The following is a 16,076-nucleotide window of genomic DNA, read 5'->3' on the forward strand; positions in this document are numbered from 1 at the left end:
GTTCAGCTTTAGAGCCTGTTTAGTTCTTTTGTTCTAACAAAGTTGACATGCTCCCGACGGACTCCTTCAACTTTGCTGGCGACTTGAGCCGCTAAACGTACTTGCATTTCACATAGCCAACAGTGCTTGAATGTTTGACAGTTGTGGATTAGCAGGAATGTAAAAGCCTTGCTTGGCACTCAGCTTTTGACGGACTAAATTTGCACATCCACCAATCAGCATCACGTTGGTAACATCTGCAAGATAGTCATTAGCAGCTGTAGAGATGCTGTCCATCAGATTGTTAAACCAGTTTTCTAACAACCCTGGAAAGACTGAGCTAAAATCATATTTACGTCCGTAAGTGAAAGAACCGTCAGCGATCGCGTCCATCATCTTAGCCACTTTAAAAGCAACGTTATCGCGCTTGGCGTAACTCTGCATCAAATCACTATTGATGATGTCGTTAGCCAGAGAGACACCGCCCACTTTGGGAATTGAGCGACGGGTGAGAACTTCCGAGGATGGGGTGATGACGACATAATTAGTTGTGCCACCACCGATATCAATAGCGAGTGTGTCGCCATCCATGTCAAGCTTGCCGTTTCTGTAAGCATTAATTACAGCAACATCTGTCTCAAGGAAAAATTCAACGTTTTTGATTCGGTGTCTGTAGTTTGTGCCGTTGACGTTAATTTGATGCTCTGCAACTAGAGTCCGTCTGATTGTGTCTTCGTGCCATTGAGAATGTTCTGGGACGAGAAACCGGACAACACCATCAAAATCCTGCCGCAATCCAGCCAAAGTGAACGGTTTAAAGAATTCTGGCAGGTCTTTACCCCTTTCTGCTGCGGTTTGTGAATTTTTCTGCTTAGTAGCGCGGTCTCCGAGGACTAAAACCTTATCATCAAGTTTGACAGAGGGTGAATTATCAGTGTCCAAATCTCTGGCACTGGTGTAAGTCACATCTTGGAAGACTGAACGGATGACGCGAGGTTTTTCACCTTTGAGGGCGGTGATACTGCTGTAGTTTCCGATATCTGCACAGTAAATATTGATCACTTGCAATCTCCTGATAAAGCTAGTAGCAGCCGTTTTTGGCTGTTGCTAACTCTTAAAGATAGTTATTGCGGTTGTTGTGATGTTTAGTTGCACTTCTACATAACCTATCTAAGTCAAGTCTTGCTCATGCTTGAGATTATGTTTACTCCAGAATTACTTACGACCTTACGTTTTTAAATTCAGTTATGATGTGTTCGTTTTATATCCACTAAATGCAGTATAGCGGTTAATGGATGTAATGGATGTAATGGATTAATTGGATGTCTTTATGTATTGCTTAACAAAACATAAGATTGTGATATAGCTAACAAACATACAAAAATGGATATATTGGATACATTGGAGGTTAGAACTTGAGTAAGAAAGAAAATGAAACAGTGGAACTAAGAGTTTTTGTACCTGGAGAATTAAGAAATCAATTTAAGGGTGTTTGCGCTACGCAAGGCCTTACTATGAGCCATGTGATAACAGAATTAATGCAGAATTATGTTGAGCAACAGCGCGAAAATAAAGATAAATAACTCGGTAGCAGCATGAGTAAGAAATTCTTAAAATTACTTAATATTTCTAGAAGGCTATCGAAAAAAGCGACCACTCCAGCTAAGGAGCGATCGCTGTTTGTATGTAATTGTTTAAATGTTCGCTTGAATGTTTGTAAGCCTACAAGACCAGACAGACAAATCTGTTTTTATACGGTCGAGTCGCTTTTCATGCTACTCTAGCGAGAGTAAGTCTGCATGTAAAACTGCAATTAGTCTTTACAAGGGAGGGAGTAACGACAAAAACACCATATTCAGATAGTCAAAATAAATGTGAGTCGTTGTAGAACGGTTTCGGTGCCATAAAGACTGGGGGGTCAAAACACCAAATTGTTCCAGACTAACGAGGACTCACCACTCGTGATTAACCAACTTATCGTACCTGTTCGTACCTGTTGCCAATATTAGCACACAGGGCGGGACACTTTATGCTTTTTTTGGACAAATAGTAAAAAAGCATCTACCGCTACAATTTATCCCAACTCTGAATTCAAGCGGAGTATTGGCAAAAGCTATTGAGCCAAAAATAATTTAGGGATGATTTGACGGCTAGATGCCTCGCAGAAGAGGATAGCGTCGTGGATAATGGATTTTTTCAATCAAAAACTGCACTTTTTTTTCTTAAAAAAATAATACAGAGGGCTGATTTCTGCTTTCTTTACTACCCAAAAGCTAGCGTCAGGTATCATACCAGTCGCTGGTCAAGTTGTGTCAAGTAGGTAAAAAAAGAAATCGGCTAGCTGCCCACACGCCAGACATACGTTTAGCGGTTAACGACTAACCGTCGATTATTAATAAACAATTTCAATGTAGCAATGTCTGGGTCATAAAGGCAAAATTAGTGCAACTTGAATCAGGTGGCATCAACCCTCTAAAACTAACTATGAGAGCTTCAGGCTAAGAATTACAGCCATTTTCACAAGAAAATTAATTTTTGAGCAAATTGGAAAATTTTTGTTTGTAGCCGTTGGTGACATTTGATATAAACACCGCTAATGAACCTTCAAATGAGAGGGTAGGGGGGTAGGGTTTAAGAACCAAGAAGGGCTTAGGGTATTGGATGTTGGGTGTAGGAAAAGATTATCGATTACACCCTACGCCAAGACCCCAGACCACAAAAGATACACCCCGAACCTAAAAAGTGTGGGTAGCTCCGATGAACCAATCATCATCATCGGAGAGAGAAAAAGATGGCAAAAGCCAAAGCAAACACAGCAGCACAACCTACCCTAGAGCCATTAGATCAACTAGGACAAAGGTTTCTAGAATACTTCCATCACGGCTGGGGATTCATCTACGCCCCCACCCCAAAAAGTGGTGAACGCCCACAGTGGCAAACAGAAACCCGCTACCCCTTACAGCCGCGTAACCTGTGGCAACAATACTTAAACCCCGATGTCTTAATAGGACTGCGGTTTACCAAACAAACCAACTACCTACTAATAGACCTAGACAGAAAAAGCCAGCTACACCCATCAAACAGCCAAATAAAATACCGACAGCTACTAGCCAGCCTAGAAGAAATCGGCTTATGCAGACCAATACCTATACAATCAAGCGATAGTGGCGGACTGCATATATATTATTTCCTAGAAGAAAAACAACATTCCTACACCCTAGCTTGTGCCATCCAGCAGACCCTAGAAGCAGCAGGCTTCAAAATCAAAGGAGGAGAACTAGAAATATTCCCCAACTGTAAAGTGTACAGCAAAGGCAGCCCCAGTAACTTCAACGCCCATCGCTTACCCTTACAGACAGGCTCATACATACTCGATGATTGCCTAGAACCGTGGTCAGACGACATCGAAGACTTCCTCAACGCCGCCGACTGGTCAGCAAAAGGGCAAGACTATGAAGCATTAGCCCAAGCACTAGTCCGAGCCAACAGCAAAAAAATTATAAAATTCCCCTACCGTCAGCGCAGTGCAGCCGAGCAATGGAAGCAAGACCTAGAACAACGCATCTCTGAAGGATGGACAGGAAACGGACAGACCAACGAACTGCTCAAAGATATAGCGTGTTACGGCATAGTCTTTCGCCAATTAAGCGGACAGACACTAGTAGATCATATAGTGATCACAGCCTGCCAATCCCCTGGTTATGTAAACTGGTGTCGCCATCAACACGAAATCGAACAACGAGCCAAAGAATGGGCAAGGTGCTGTGAAGGATTTTACACCCCGTACCCAGGCACACCGCAACGGGTAAACAGTTATAAAGAACAATTTGGCAGAGTAGATGACAATAAAATCATCAACCTGCACCCTAACGAACAACGTCAGCAAGAGACAATAGAGCGGATTCGTTCGATTGTCGCACAGTTACAACAAACTCTAACATTTCCAGAACGGACAAGCGATCGCGCTCTAGCAATAATCGCCGCATCCAAAGCCCAGTATGGCAAAGGAGTAAGTCAGACAACCCTGCACAAAGCAATATACCTACCCCTATGGCATCCTGACCATCAAGAAAAAAATGCATCAAAACAGCCTGTAAATGACCTTCTAGACAGCAACTCAGCGATTTTATCTCCTGAAAAATATCCCCAAATACCAGATCCGTGGTTAGAAGAATCACAGTCTGAAACCCATATAAAACAAAGAATACAGCCACAAACAGCAAAAATTTACACACTCCCCCCATATATGAAGGTTTTGTACTTGAGTTCAGCTAAAGCGTTGCCGTCAGCAACGCAAGAAGCTGAACTTAATCAAATTCAAGAATCTTCTCCCAGTTTTAATTCTTCAGATCCTAGTTCTAATTATTCAGAAATTTCAAATTTTATTAATCATAAGCAAAACCTATACCAACCTTTCCGAAGCGAATCGTTTGATGACAATAAGCAAGACTTATCAAATGAGGAAACAATTACTGAGTTAGGTATTTCAGACGTAGTAACCACTGCTCATAGTGATGTTGATAGTAGCTGTGAGAACACTTTAGAGGGTGAACATACCTCAGAAGCCGAACCCTCTGTACCAGTTTCTATACCAACTACTACACATCCGAAATTCGGGTGTGTAGATTCACCACCCATTCCTGTAGAAGCGGATGATCCACTTGAACAGCAAACTTTTAGCCCAGATGATTACCGTCAGGCAATCAGACTGAAACTTCAGGCAACTGCTCAAGCACGTCATTGGCTGAAATTATACTGCACTATAGAAAACTTATCCTTCCTGCCCCAGGAGCGAATCAAACTAGAAAAGGTGGCCATACGTCTGCTAATGCTAGAATCGCCGTCGCTGATTTTACAACAGGAAGCGCAGGAATGGCTGGCAAGTAACCCCTCTGCCCTAGAGATGGCAGAGCGTTTGAAACAAAGCAAACATGGCTACAGGCTATAGAATTTGCGATCGTGCAGGCTTTTGATTAAAAATGATTGACTTAGCTGCAAAAACTCAATAAAAACCCCACAAGGAAGTGGGGAAATTAGAACCTGGATATATAGGACAAATGTACTATATACGGAGATACAAAGCAAGTTTTTTGCAGTGTTTTTTTTCTCTAAACGTAGTATTACGGAAAATTTTACTCAATCGGCATTAAGATAAAGCCTTTAAATTTTTGTATCTATGAACCATTTTTATAAAAAATTAACAAAAAGAAATTGCCCCATTCTGAATAAACAAGAGCATAAAAGCGGTTAAAGATGTCTAACAATGCAACCATAGGTGCGCTGTTGTGACTAATTCTAGCTTTTATCGCATTTTAGTCCCAAAAAAGATAATTATGTCCCAAAAATGGGCATTATGGCATCAAAATAACTGGTTTTGATGCCATAAATAGATATTCAACACTCAAAAAAACAATATTTGTCCTCATTTAATGAGGTTTTCTAAAAATGGATAAAGAAAGTTGTAAGAAAATTTATTTTTGTAAAAATAACAATAAATAAGGAATTTTGAATAATTCTGCATAAGTAAAATATTTTGTCAACTATTCATAGTAATAAAAATCTTGCTAAAGTCTGGTTTAATAGTAAAAAAATATAGATAAATTTGAATTAAATTTACAAAAATGGTTTGGTTTTAGTTAGTTGCACTAGAGTTTTTTTATGGCATCACTGTGCCAAAACGGGAAAATTGTACTCTAAGGAACTGATGCTAACCTCAACGCTATAAAAATTATTTGTTTTGAGCAAATGGCATACCTGCATTTATCACTTTTGACTCGAATTAGTCTTGGGAGATGGTGCAGAGTATTGGTAGTACTCTGCACCAATCAATTGAGGGTAAACAGCCGCTCACGGGTGCTGTAGAAAACCGAGGGGCTAAGATGCTTGCTGGACAAGGCTTTTAGCCTTAGCGTACAATTTTCCCGTTTTGGCACGGTGATGCCATGTACAATCAGGCTGTTACTTTTGCTGATGACAACCACTATACTCAAATTAAAGCTAGGGCTTTAACTGGTCTGGCAGAACTTTATCGAGAACAGCAAGAATTTGAAACTGCATTTTCTTATAATTCAAAAGCGATAGTTCTGCTGGATAAAATAGGTGCTAAATGTGACCTTGCTGAAGCTTACTATCAATTAGGATTGACTTATCAGAAAATGGAAGAGTTAGAAAACAGTAAGGAAAATTTTGATAAAGCGATTCGACTATTTAGAGAAATAGAAGCACCCAAGCAAATTGAGAAGGTAAGACGTGCGAAGGAAAATGGTGGAAGTAATCAGATAGAGTGAAATGAAATACAAGATTTCTCGTCATGCTCAACAAAAAAGGAACTAGGTAGCGAAAAATTTTTATTTAATGTCATGTGTTTATTAGCGACAAAATAACCAAACAGTAATTATATATCCTGCCATCATTCCCTGACTTAGACCACTCAGGTTAGGATTTGAGAAACTTGGGTCAGTTTTAAGCGTCCATTTATACCACAGCCAACCAAGAAAAAAACCAGCACTAGAACCAAGTAAAGCAACAATAAATGAGCGCAAAAATGTTAATAAACTGTACTTAAAATTTTTCAAACGCACCTTTAACGCTACCTGTGTTCGTCTGCCCTACATACTGTCCATGTACAGGTATTGATTATTGGCGATTTACTTTAGAATCTTGACCCGCAAAGAGACTGAAGTTGAACTTCCGGCAAGTTCCGATTCTTTTCCCGACAAACTAACACATCAGTTAACCGTCGTTCAGCATAGAACTGATGAGCTATCCAACCCAAGGGAAGACCAGCCAATAGTCCAACAATTAACCCAATTATCAAGCTAGAAACAAGATTCTTTCTAGTGATAGTATTCTGCTGCTCTACTCTTGCTGACATAATTCCCCTCCAAATGAATAAAATGCCTTTATTACAATTATCGTGTCTCCCCAAATTCCTTGATATATTCCACCAAATCTCTGGTGTAACCACCCTCAGAAATTCGCCCCAAGTCCCCCACCAGGATAAACAGTTCTCGCGCTCTGCTCACAGCCACATTGAGTAAATTAGGCCGCCGATTAATAAACCAAAGGCTATCAGTTGCAGAGCATTGGCGAGTTGAGAAAATTACCACCGACTTCTGACCACCTTGAAAAGTGTGAACTGTACCAATGCTCTTGGGGGAAAAATCTGACCAGCGAGATTTTAAACGTTGAGTCAGCGCATCTACTTGACGGCGGTAAGGTGAAATCACGCCAATTGTGTTGTCAGAGTCAGGAGAATTTAAGCAATAACCAGCCTTTAATAACTCATCAATCAACGCTTCTACTGCATCAACTTCTGCCCAATTAACGTTGTTCTCCAGCTTTCCTTCTACATTGCAAGCAATCAGGTTCGTACCCAAGCGAGAAGCAAAAGGTTCAGTCTTGATGATCATGCCGTAATTGCACAAGCGATCGCAAAAATCAGCAATTACCGGAACGCAACGGTAATGGTATTTAAGGATAATACCCTGACCAATATCTTGCGGTTGCCCTGATGCCCCAGCCGCCCGATGATAAGCTGTGGAAGCAGTGGGGCTGTAGCGGTCATAATCTACATCTGTAAGTCCCTGTTCCAGAAAAGATTTGCTGCGATATTCCTCTTTCTTCTGGTCGCTCAAATTAACAACTGGCTCCAATTGCAATGGATCGCCTACAATCAAAGCTTGATTAGACCTTACTAAAACTGGAAAAACTTGATGGGGTGGAATCTGACCCGCTTCATCTACAATTACTTGGTCAATACAGCCACTATCGGGATAGGGTAACAAATTGCGGATGGAGTGCAAAGTGCAAAGAAACACCGGAAATAACAGGCTGATATCCCGATAAATGTTTCTCCAATTATGACTTAACTGACGGTAAGCATCCCATTCGCCATTCAATAATGCAATGTAAGTCCTAATGGAAGCTATTACTTCATCTTTCCGTCGCAGAGCTTCTTGTTGCTGAAATTGCCAAGACCACTCAAATAACTCTACTTGCAGCGAGTGCAATTCGGTGTAGAAGCGACTGTAAAAATCTTTGGTGCGATAAGTAGCGAGTCGGTTTTCGATTTGAGAACGGCGAGTAATCAGGTCTTCTCGTTGCTGCTTTCTTGACTCAAGCTGCTGTTGTGTGCTGTCAATACCATTCTGTTGTTGCTGCCAGAAAGATGCTTCTGCAAGAAGCTGGTCAACACTCTGCTGGGCGGCGATGAGAGATTCAGTTGTTAGTGGGATTTGAAATTGAAATGGGGTGGCCAGCGTCGCCAATACAGGCATCTCTATCTGTTTGTGCAAGCGTTTGAGAACATGATGTGTGCTGGTTTTGGTTATCGAGTGCCAGAATCGTTTAATCGTCTGCAAAATCTGGACAAACCATTTGTTATCTCTAACAGAAGGCTGCCAGTAATCAACTCTAGGCAAAGAACGCCTAGCACTGTCAAGATGTTGTTTTATCTGCTGATAGGCTTCTACTGGAAACCTAGAGTAGTCGCTTGAATATTCTAATGCTGATGAGGGATTAATAAGAGAGGTCTTTATCGCCGACTCAACCGATTGTATATCAAGGCATAGCTCATCTAATAATTGCTTATCAACACAAATCTTTTGAAGCTCGTCTTCGTCTTGTTTTCTATAAGATTCTATTTGCTGAACCCCAGCTAACAACTGTTGCTTTGCTGACTCCCATTCATCGTAATTAAACGTTTCTTTGGCTAACCAGTCGAGTGCAGCTTGCAAATTAGGTAAAACTTGGGTTTCAACCAAATCCCTAGAGCCTCCTGATAAGTAGAAACAGTCAGAGGTCAGGTTGCTGGCTAAGATTTTCTCAACGTTATTTACAGCAAATTTGTTAGTGCTTGTCACCACAGTTAGGTTACTTCTATCTGAACCCGTTGTTGCCAAGTCCACGGCTCGACCTACCACTTGCTGCGCTATCTTATGTAACAACAGTGTGGTCTTGCCGTTTCCCGGTGGCCCAATCACAGCAGTAATAGGATTTAACTGCGAATGTTTAAGAGCAAGTGCTTGATAGTCATCCGCCTGTGAGTTGGGAAAAGCACCCAAAAAAAGTACTTGACTCTGAGGTGCTTTTGGTTGTCCAAATAAATATTCGTAAGCCGGATGTCCTGGTCTTGACCACTGAAAGTAATTCTGGTCGCTAATTTTCTGAAAATCTTTTTTGAGGTTGTAATTAAAAGCAGCGTAGTCAAAATCCAACAGATAAGGGAGAAGTTTTGACCGCACGGGAAACGGCGGTAATTCAATCAGTCCCATAAAATCTTGTAGCGTTTTAAAGGGACGATTGAAAGTAGTTTCGAGAAAAACTTTCAACCCTTCCCTTGTTACCAGAGACTCAGCCGCTTCTTCCTCTAGTCCGTACCACTGCATCAAATTGGGAATAACAGGCTGAAATTCGTACTCAGTTAAATTCCATCCGCTACTGCGATAATTGCCCTCGAATATTGGGGAAACATTGATCGTGAACAACGGGCGAAATTGACGGCGATTCGATTCAACTATATATTGCTGCGGGAAAGCTACAGCAATTGATGGTAATTTTGTTTGCTCAAAGTTCTTTGCACTTTTAAACGGTTGCTTTAGTTTTTTAAATAAAGACTCGTCTATTAATAATTTATCGCCTACCAGATTTACGAGAGAGTCCCAGATGTTCGGTTGTTCTGAATCGTCAGCTTCTACTTTGGCATTACTCAAATTTTCAACATGGATGTAATCTAACCAAGCTTTGAGTAATTCTCGAATCTGTGAATCTTCCGCCATCTCTGTTTCTCCCCTCGCACCCAATCATGAATCAAAGGTAAAAAGACTCTACTCGTAGAGATTACCTGACAATTTACCCCAAGTCACTCATCCCCTAGTAAGGCTTCTAGCTTGTTTAAAAGGTTTACCAACTGCTTTTGCTTTCTAGGTTCTTTCCAAAGCTGACGCTTTTTAATGCGCTGGGTGATATTTTGGAGGCGGTCTGGTATTTGGTTAGATGCTTTTGAGTCGGGCTTAAGTTCATTATCCGTCCAAGCGGTGATTTTTTCTTTGATTTGGCTTAAAGACCAATCCGACGCTATTGCTTCGGACAAAAGTTTTTTTCGGATTTCATTATTCCTTACCCGCGCCAAGACTTGTGCTTTGGTGTATTCCAGTTTCCCTTCTCTCAGTGCCATTAAAATTTCTTCAGGCAGATTGAGCAAAGGTAAGCGTGTGGTAATGAACGATAGCCAATTCATGAGTCCCAAACCAAGAAACACCTGTTGTACCGTGTTTGATTGTTCTTCATCTAGGTTAGGAGAAACGTTTTTACTAGATTCAGTTTCATCGGCTAAATGGTCAGAAACCTTGTCCCCAGTTTGTGGATTATCGGGGTTAGGAGAAACGTTTTTACTAGATTCATTTTTCTCGGCTAAATGCTCAGAAATGTTGTCCTCAGTTTGTGGATTATCTGAGTTAGGAAAAACGTTTTTCCTAGATTCATTTAATGAGGATTTTGACGGCTGTTCCCCCTTACTGTGAGCGTTTTTCATTCGATAAAGCAAGGATTTCACGGCTTCTACATCGCAATGCAGCCGGATTCCCAACAGGTGCAAGATCCCTTCAGTTTCTTCAACAGGGTTCAGGTCTTCTCGTTGCAAGTTTTCAATCAAAGCCAACTGAAACGCTTGGTCATCGGTTAGCTCACGCACCACCACAGGGGCGACTTCAAGTAAAGCTTCCTGCCCTGCCCGATAACGTCGCTCTCCTGCTACTAATTCGTATTTCCCTCCACCAATTGGACGCACCAACAAAGGTTGGAGGATGCCATGCTGCTTGACTGACGAGACTAATTCTTTTAATGCTTGGGGGTCAAAGTATCGTCTAGGTTGCTGTTGGGGCAGAACTATATCTGAGAGTTTGATAGTAGTTTCAGTAGCATAAGGCAACTCGCCATCTGGGGAGGATAACCAAGGTGCAGGGGGTGGAGTTGTAATTTGACCCCCAAAGGGTTTGTCTGTTTGTTTGCGTCGGATCATAAAGCCTCCAAAGCCTTGGCGATTTCTTCAAGGATAGCGACTACAGGATGTTTCGGGTCAAATACTGCTAGGGGCGCACGTTCTTCTGACGCATCGACAAAAGCGGTAGCTCTGGGGATGGGTGGGAAAATCCGACCCCAAGCGGAAAGTTGAGATTGGATAGCTGCTAATGCACGTTTATCGGCTGAGTTCTGTTGAGCATACCGCGTAGGAACAAACCCGGCTATAGTGATTTTGCGGTTGGCTTTATTTTTTACGTGGGTGATAGTTTGTAAGAGTTCGTCTGTTCCCTCGAAGGCTTTTATATGGGTTTCGACGGGAACGAGTACGTGTGTGGCCGCGACTAAGGCGATATAGGAAAGCAATCCTAAGCTGGGGGGACAATCTATAAGAATGAAGTCGTATTCATTTAGAACAGATTCAATGGCTTCCTTAAGGCGCAACTCGCGCATCGCAGCACTGACTAACTGCATTTCTGCTCCACTTAGGACTCGGCTTGCTGGAACCAAGTCCATGCCGTGAATGCCCTCATGAATTGGTAAGGGCTGCTCGTCGATAATGGCATCAGCAACGGTTTTTTGTAACTGAGATGGCACTAACCCCATGAATTTGGTTAAGGACGCTTGGGGGTCTACGTCGATGAGGAGAACGCGATGTTTTCGTCGTGCTAGGTGGTATCCCAAATTTTGGGTCAGTGTCGATTTGGCGACACCACCCGCTTGGTTAAACAGGGCGATAATGCGGCATTGTTTGTCAGAAGTTGACACTGGCTTTCGTTCCTAGAAGATACGATGATCTTTGGTCAACCGGCTCGGTTTTAGTTTCCAGTTTACGTGTATCAGATGAAAAAAGTTTATTTTTGGATAGAAATTCCAGTAGATTTTATATAACTTCACCGTATGTAGATTTAACAGTCTCACTATGCGGGAAAATAGCTGTTAGGTGTCTGCGGAGTGGTCAAAAGTAGCTGGTAGGGGTGCATCATGGAGACAAACTATACATTCAAATTTAATTCTGACACTGCCAAGTCAGCTCTAAAAGCAGCTAAATACGACCCGATTAACTTCTACCAAGCGCGTTTAGACCTGTTTAGCCTCTCGGTAATGGCAGACTATGATCAGCTAATTTGTCTGCCCACACTAACTGCTATTGACAAATACTGGTATCAGATTGAAACAGCCCGAAAAGTACTTAGACAACTGGGTGGACGCGCATTACTAGCGGATGAAGTCGGATTGGGCAAAACCATTGAGGCGGGACTAATCATAGCCGAGTACTTAGCAAGGGGTATGGTACAGTCCATGCTGGTGTTAACTCCCGCATCCCTAGTTTCCCAGTGGCAATCAGAGTTAAGTGACAAATTTAATATTGCTACTATCACTACAGATAACCGTGACCCGCAACAACCGATAGACGAATTCTGGACGAATAATCCGCGAATTATCGCTTCATTAAACACGGCTAAGTCTGCTAAACATTATCCTCACGTCACCAGTCGCACTTGGGACTTGGTAGTTGTCGATGAAGCCCACCACCTGAAAAATCGCACTACCCTAAACTGGAAACTGGTCAATGCCCTCAATAAGCGGTTTATCCTCATGCTCACTGCTACGCCAGTGCAGAACTCCCTTATTGAACTGTTTAATCTGCTGACCCTCCTCAAACCGGGACTGCTACAAACAGAAGCCGCTTTTAAAAAAGAATATGTCGATTCCAGGAATGGACGAGTCCCTAAAAATCCCGAAAAGTTGCGCTCTCTGATGCGGGAAGTCATGGTGCGAAATACCCGCGCTCTAGTAGATGTAAAACTGCCCAAACGCTTTGCCACCACAATTACTGTTACCCCGGCAGCAGGCGAGGAGAAACTTTACCAGGACTTGAGCGAGTATCTACGTTCTTCAGAGGAGAAGCTAGACAGACTCTCTCGCACCAATTTGCTAATGCGTGCTGGTTCATCCCCTGGTGCTTTGGCTGACTCCCTCAAGCAACTGAGTAAACGTCTACCCGATGAAGAACTGAAGTCTTTAGCAAGACGAGCAGCCCAGGTGAAGCAGGTCGAGAAAGCAAAAGTATTGGTAGAGATGCTCTCAAAATCTTCCCAGAAAACCTTGGTCTTCACAACCCATAAAGCAACTAGCACTTATTTGGCCCAAACTCTCCTTGCAGCAAATATCCCCTTTGCAGAATTTACTGGTGGGATGTCCCTTAAACAGAAAGATGAGGCCATCGCTGCATTTCGGGATAATGTTTCTGTACTGCTGGCATCTGAAACAGGCGGAGAAGGACGTAACATTCAGTTTGCGAACGCGATCGTTAATTATGACCTCCCCTGGAACCCAATGAAAATAGAACAGCGCATTGGTCGTATTCACCGCATTGGACAAACCCAGGATGTTTTTATTTTTAACTTTTGTCTCAAGGGCAGTATCGAAGAGTATATTCTGCGGATCTTGCATGACAAAATTAATATGTTTGAACTAGTGGTCGGAGAGATTGAAACAATTTTAGGGAACGTGGATGATGAATTTGACTTTAGTGAAATTGTTATGGATATCTGGATCAAACATCAAGTCAAGCCCGAATTAGATACAGCCTTCGAGCAATTGGCAGATAATTTGTTGAAAGCCAAAAACCAGTATCAGCAAATTCAAGAACTGGATGAACAGATTTTTGGCGAAGATTTTGAAGCCTGAGAGATTGATTTTAATAAATATGTTATCAGACCCAATTATTGCTACTTTAGAAAAAATTGTTTCTCTCCATGATGGGATAGCAGAACCTGCTGGTGAACACATTTTGAATGTGTTGTTGACTGAAAATATAGCATCGCTGCTTTCGCTTCCAGAAGAAGTTACTTTTACAACTATTGCTGATGTACCCCAAAGTGTTTTTGTTACTTATCATTCAGAAGTCTTAAATAAGCTATCTGAACTATTAGCTGTTAAAGGACTTATTAGTGCGTTGGGTGTTAAAATCGATGGACATCTTAAAAACACAGGCTTTGAGAAAATTTTATTGGAGAGACTCGCACCTCAAAATGGCTTAATTCGTTTTTTAGATGCTAAACCAGAAATTACTCGTTACATCTTGTGTAATGTGGCTTATACAGCGAATGCTTCCGAAAAAAGGATTGGTTTAGTTTCGTTCATTATCAATGAAATAACAGGAGTAACACCAGTAGAAATTGGGGATGCTTTGTTTTGGGAGTCTGACCTAATGACTGTGGAGCATCAAGAGACACCATTGGCGATGCCAATTGAAGAGTTGTTGAGGTTAATCGAACATCAAAGTGCAATATTAATTGGAAAATCTCTAGATAATTGGCAGGCTAAATTAACAAGAGCTAGAGCTAGGGATGAAGAAAGGCTCACTTGTTATTACAACACGATTAGCGACTCGATCCGCAATAAGATTGAGTTAAAAAAATTGATTGGTGATGAACAAGACAAAGAATTAGCACGAATTGAAGCCACTAATCGAGAGTTAGAGAGAAAATTGTTAGATATCCAAGAGCGTTATGCAATGAGTGTAGAAGCTTGGTTGCACAGTGCAATGATTATCCATCTCCCTACGGTACATATTCAGTGTGAGTTGCAACGAAAGAAAGTAAAACGGACTGTAACAGCAGTTTGGAATCCGTTCACTAAAATTCTTGAGCCGCTTCGCTGTGAATTATCAGGAGAGCCTGTTTACAATTTCTATTTAGATGACAAGTCAGCTAAAATTATCTCACCGACAGTTTGGAGCAAGTAATTTTTGACTACATCTTGTTATATTAAGCACGTAGACAGCAGAAGGCTAAATAATCTTGAGAAGCAATCAATCAAAGCAGAAAGTCAAATCATTATTATGGCTAAAGCGACTTTTACTTTGGGCTGTTTGGCTTAGTGCTTTGATAGTTTTGATAATTACCTTGTTTTTTTCCGACCCAATTGCTAACTGGCTTTCAAATTTGGGTTTTATCAAGATACTTGATGCTCTTAGTAAACTGGGTGTGCTGATAGGTGTAACGGTTTTCCTACTTGAACTCCCAAAACGAGAAGAAAGGATTCAAGCTGAAAGAAAAAGGTCACATTTTGAGTACTGGAAAGCAATCGATGCATCTGCTGCTTCTGGTACAGTTACTAGCTATGCTAGAAAAATTGCTCTGGAAGAATTAGCAAGTGACAGTGTTTCTCTGCGAAATATAGATGCTCCAAATGCTGATTTAAAACGTATTGACTTAACTGGAGCAGATTTAGTGGGAGCTAATCTCACAGGGGCTGATTTGACAGGAGCAATACTTGATGAGGCTAATCTCAGCAAAGCTGACCTTTATAGAGCTAGACTTTATGGTGCTTCTCTTCTAAAAGCTAAATTGGAAAGTACCGACCTCAGAGAAGTTTTATATGATGAAGACACCAAGTTTCCAATAGGTTTCAACGCGGTGGCAGCAGGAGCATACTTGATTGCTCCTCATGTTTCTCTTCAACAAGTAAAACTGTCAAAAGCAATTCTTTGGGGTGTTAATCTTCAGTCAGCTAATCTTGAAGAATCTGATTTTACAGAGGCTAGTTTTCGTGGAGCAATCCTTAAAAATGCCAACTTTAAAAGAGCAAATTTGAACGGAGCAAAGTTTGGAGATGCTAACCTTGAAGGAGCAAAACTTAATAACGCCAATATACAAGGAGCTAATTTTTGGAACGTTAAAGGTTTAACTGTAGAACAAGTTAAATCTGCCCAAAATTGGGAAACAGCAGAGTACAGTAAGATTTTCTGTGAACAGCTAGGTTTATCTCCTCGGTTAATGCCATGACAACCAATTTACCTATGAAATTGTCACACTTGCCCAACAGTTTACCATTAGATGGTGCTGTCCGCATCGAGCTAGTAGAAGGAGTGCCAATATTTCGAGCTTCCAGCTTAGTACAGGGGCGAATTGAAGCCTTATTAATTAAGCAAAAAGAATCTACACTGACTTCAGAGGAAGAAAAAGAATTAGATGAATATGAAGAATTAGACGATTATCTGAGTTTGGTGAATCGGATGCTCAGAAATTCATCGCTAACTCAAAACCAAAGTGAATTATAGGGAATCA

General features: G+C 41.5%; 12 protein-coding genes. 7 read left to right on the top strand and 5 right to left on the bottom strand.

All coding sequences use genetic code 11. From position 1 onward, the window contains the following. Positions 1 to 108: 108 nt before the first annotated feature. Positions 109 to 1,041 carry a ParM/StbA family protein gene (locus HWQ44_RS00615; RefSeq protein ID WP_181927077.1) on the bottom strand — a complete coding sequence of 311 codons (933 nt, stop codon included), beginning with the start codon at positions 1,039 to 1,041 and terminating at the stop codon, positions 109 to 111. 353 nt (positions 1,042 to 1,394) lie between these two features. On the opposite strand from HWQ44_RS00615, the gene HWQ44_RS00620 reads away from it, so the two are divergent. The 3 genes from HWQ44_RS00620 (at position 1,395) to HWQ44_RS00630 (ending at position 6,266) form a co-directional block, all read left to right on the top strand. Further along, positions 1,395 to 1,562, top strand: a complete 168-nt coding sequence (locus HWQ44_RS00620) for a copy number control protein (RefSeq protein ID WP_292713570.1) — start codon at positions 1,395 to 1,397, stop codon at positions 1,560 to 1,562. Positions 1,563 to 2,770: 1,208 nt separating this feature from the next. Beyond that, positions 2,771 to 4,927, top strand: a complete 2,157-nt coding sequence (locus HWQ44_RS00625; protein WP_292713572.1) for a hypothetical protein — start codon at positions 2,771 to 2,773, stop codon at positions 4,925 to 4,927. Between the two features lie 994 nt (positions 4,928 to 5,921). Beyond that, positions 5,922 to 6,266 (top strand): tetratricopeptide repeat protein, encoded by a 345-nt coding sequence (locus HWQ44_RS00630; protein WP_292713574.1) that lies wholly within the window; start codon positions 5,922 to 5,924, stop codon positions 6,264 to 6,266. A 365-nt stretch (positions 6,267 to 6,631) separates the two neighbouring features. On the opposite strand, the gene HWQ44_RS00635 is transcribed toward HWQ44_RS00630, so the two are convergent. The 4 genes from HWQ44_RS00635 to HWQ44_RS00650 form a co-directional block, all read right to left on the bottom strand. Next, on the bottom strand, positions 6,632 to 6,853 hold the full coding sequence (locus tag HWQ44_RS00635; protein ID WP_292713576.1) for a hypothetical protein: 222 nt from the start codon (positions 6,851 to 6,853) through the stop codon (positions 6,632 to 6,634). A 37-nt stretch (positions 6,854 to 6,890) separates the two neighbouring features. Beyond that, positions 6,891 to 9,758, bottom strand: coding sequence for an AAA domain-containing protein (locus HWQ44_RS00640; protein WP_292713578.1), 2,868 nt, complete (start codon positions 9,756 to 9,758; stop codon positions 6,891 to 6,893). Between the two features lie 83 nt (positions 9,759 to 9,841). Then, entirely contained in the window at positions 9,842 to 10,999 is a 1,158-nt protein-coding gene (locus tag HWQ44_RS00645) for a ParB/RepB/Spo0J family partition protein (RefSeq protein ID WP_366931333.1), read from the bottom strand. Then, complete coding sequence (locus tag HWQ44_RS00650) at positions 10,996 to 11,766, bottom strand: AAA family ATPase (protein ID WP_292713579.1); 771 nt, start codon at positions 11,764 to 11,766, stop codon at positions 10,996 to 10,998. Before HWQ44_RS00650 ends, HWQ44_RS00645 begins: the two co-directional genes overlap by 4 nt. Positions 11,767 to 11,982: 216 nt before the next feature. Between HWQ44_RS00650 and HWQ44_RS00655 the strand changes: the two genes are divergently transcribed. The 4 genes from HWQ44_RS00655 to HWQ44_RS00670 are packed head-to-tail and all read left to right on the top strand — an operon-like array spanning position 11,983 to position 16,069. After that, the gene (locus HWQ44_RS00655) at positions 11,983 to 13,692 is read left to right on the top strand and encodes a DEAD/DEAH box helicase (protein ID WP_292713581.1); all 1,710 of its coding nucleotides are present in this window, start codon (positions 11,983 to 11,985) and stop codon (positions 13,690 to 13,692) included. A 19-nt stretch (positions 13,693 to 13,711) separates the two neighbouring features. After that, complete coding sequence (locus HWQ44_RS00660) at positions 13,712 to 14,752, top strand: hypothetical protein (protein WP_292713583.1); 1,041 nt, start codon at positions 13,712 to 13,714, stop codon at positions 14,750 to 14,752. 55 nt (positions 14,753 to 14,807) lie between these two features. Beyond that, positions 14,808 to 15,794, top strand: a complete 987-nt coding sequence (locus tag HWQ44_RS00665; RefSeq protein ID WP_292713585.1) for a pentapeptide repeat-containing protein — start codon at positions 14,808 to 14,810, stop codon at positions 15,792 to 15,794. Continuing rightward, complete coding sequence (locus HWQ44_RS00670) at positions 15,791 to 16,069, top strand: hypothetical protein (RefSeq protein WP_292713587.1); 279 nt, start codon at positions 15,791 to 15,793, stop codon at positions 16,067 to 16,069. The genes HWQ44_RS00665 and HWQ44_RS00670 overlap by 4 nt, the downstream gene beginning before the upstream one ends. The last annotated feature ends 7 nt before the right edge of the window (positions 16,070 to 16,076 follow it).

It is taken from the genome of Nostoc sp. JL34, from assembly GCF_017114945.1.
Taxonomy (GTDB): Bacteria; Cyanobacteriota; Cyanobacteriia; order Cyanobacteriales; family Nostocaceae; genus Nostoc.

Coding starts and splice junctions, on each gene's coding strand:
- HWQ44_RS00630 (WP_292713574.1), top strand. CDS start 5,922: ATGTACAATCAGGCTGTTACTTTTGCTGATGACAACCACTATACTCAA.
- HWQ44_RS00625 (WP_292713572.1), top strand. CDS start 2,771: ATGGCAAAAGCCAAAGCAAACACAGCAGCACAACCTACCCTAGAGCCA.
- HWQ44_RS00635 (WP_292713576.1), bottom strand. CDS start 6,853: ATGTCAGCAAGAGTAGAGCAGCAGAATACTATCACTAGAAAGAATCTT.
- HWQ44_RS00640 (WP_292713578.1), bottom strand. CDS start 9,758: ATGGCGGAAGATTCACAGATTCGAGAATTACTCAAAGCTTGGTTAGAT.
- HWQ44_RS00660 (WP_292713583.1), top strand. CDS start 13,712: ATGTTATCAGACCCAATTATTGCTACTTTAGAAAAAATTGTTTCTCTC.
- HWQ44_RS00645 (WP_366931333.1), bottom strand. CDS start 10,999: ATGATCCGACGCAAACAAACAGACAAACCCTTTGGGGGTCAAATTACA.
- HWQ44_RS00670 (WP_292713587.1), top strand. CDS start 15,791: ATGACAACCAATTTACCTATGAAATTGTCACACTTGCCCAACAGTTTA.
- HWQ44_RS00655 (WP_292713581.1), top strand. CDS start 11,983: ATGGAGACAAACTATACATTCAAATTTAATTCTGACACTGCCAAGTCA.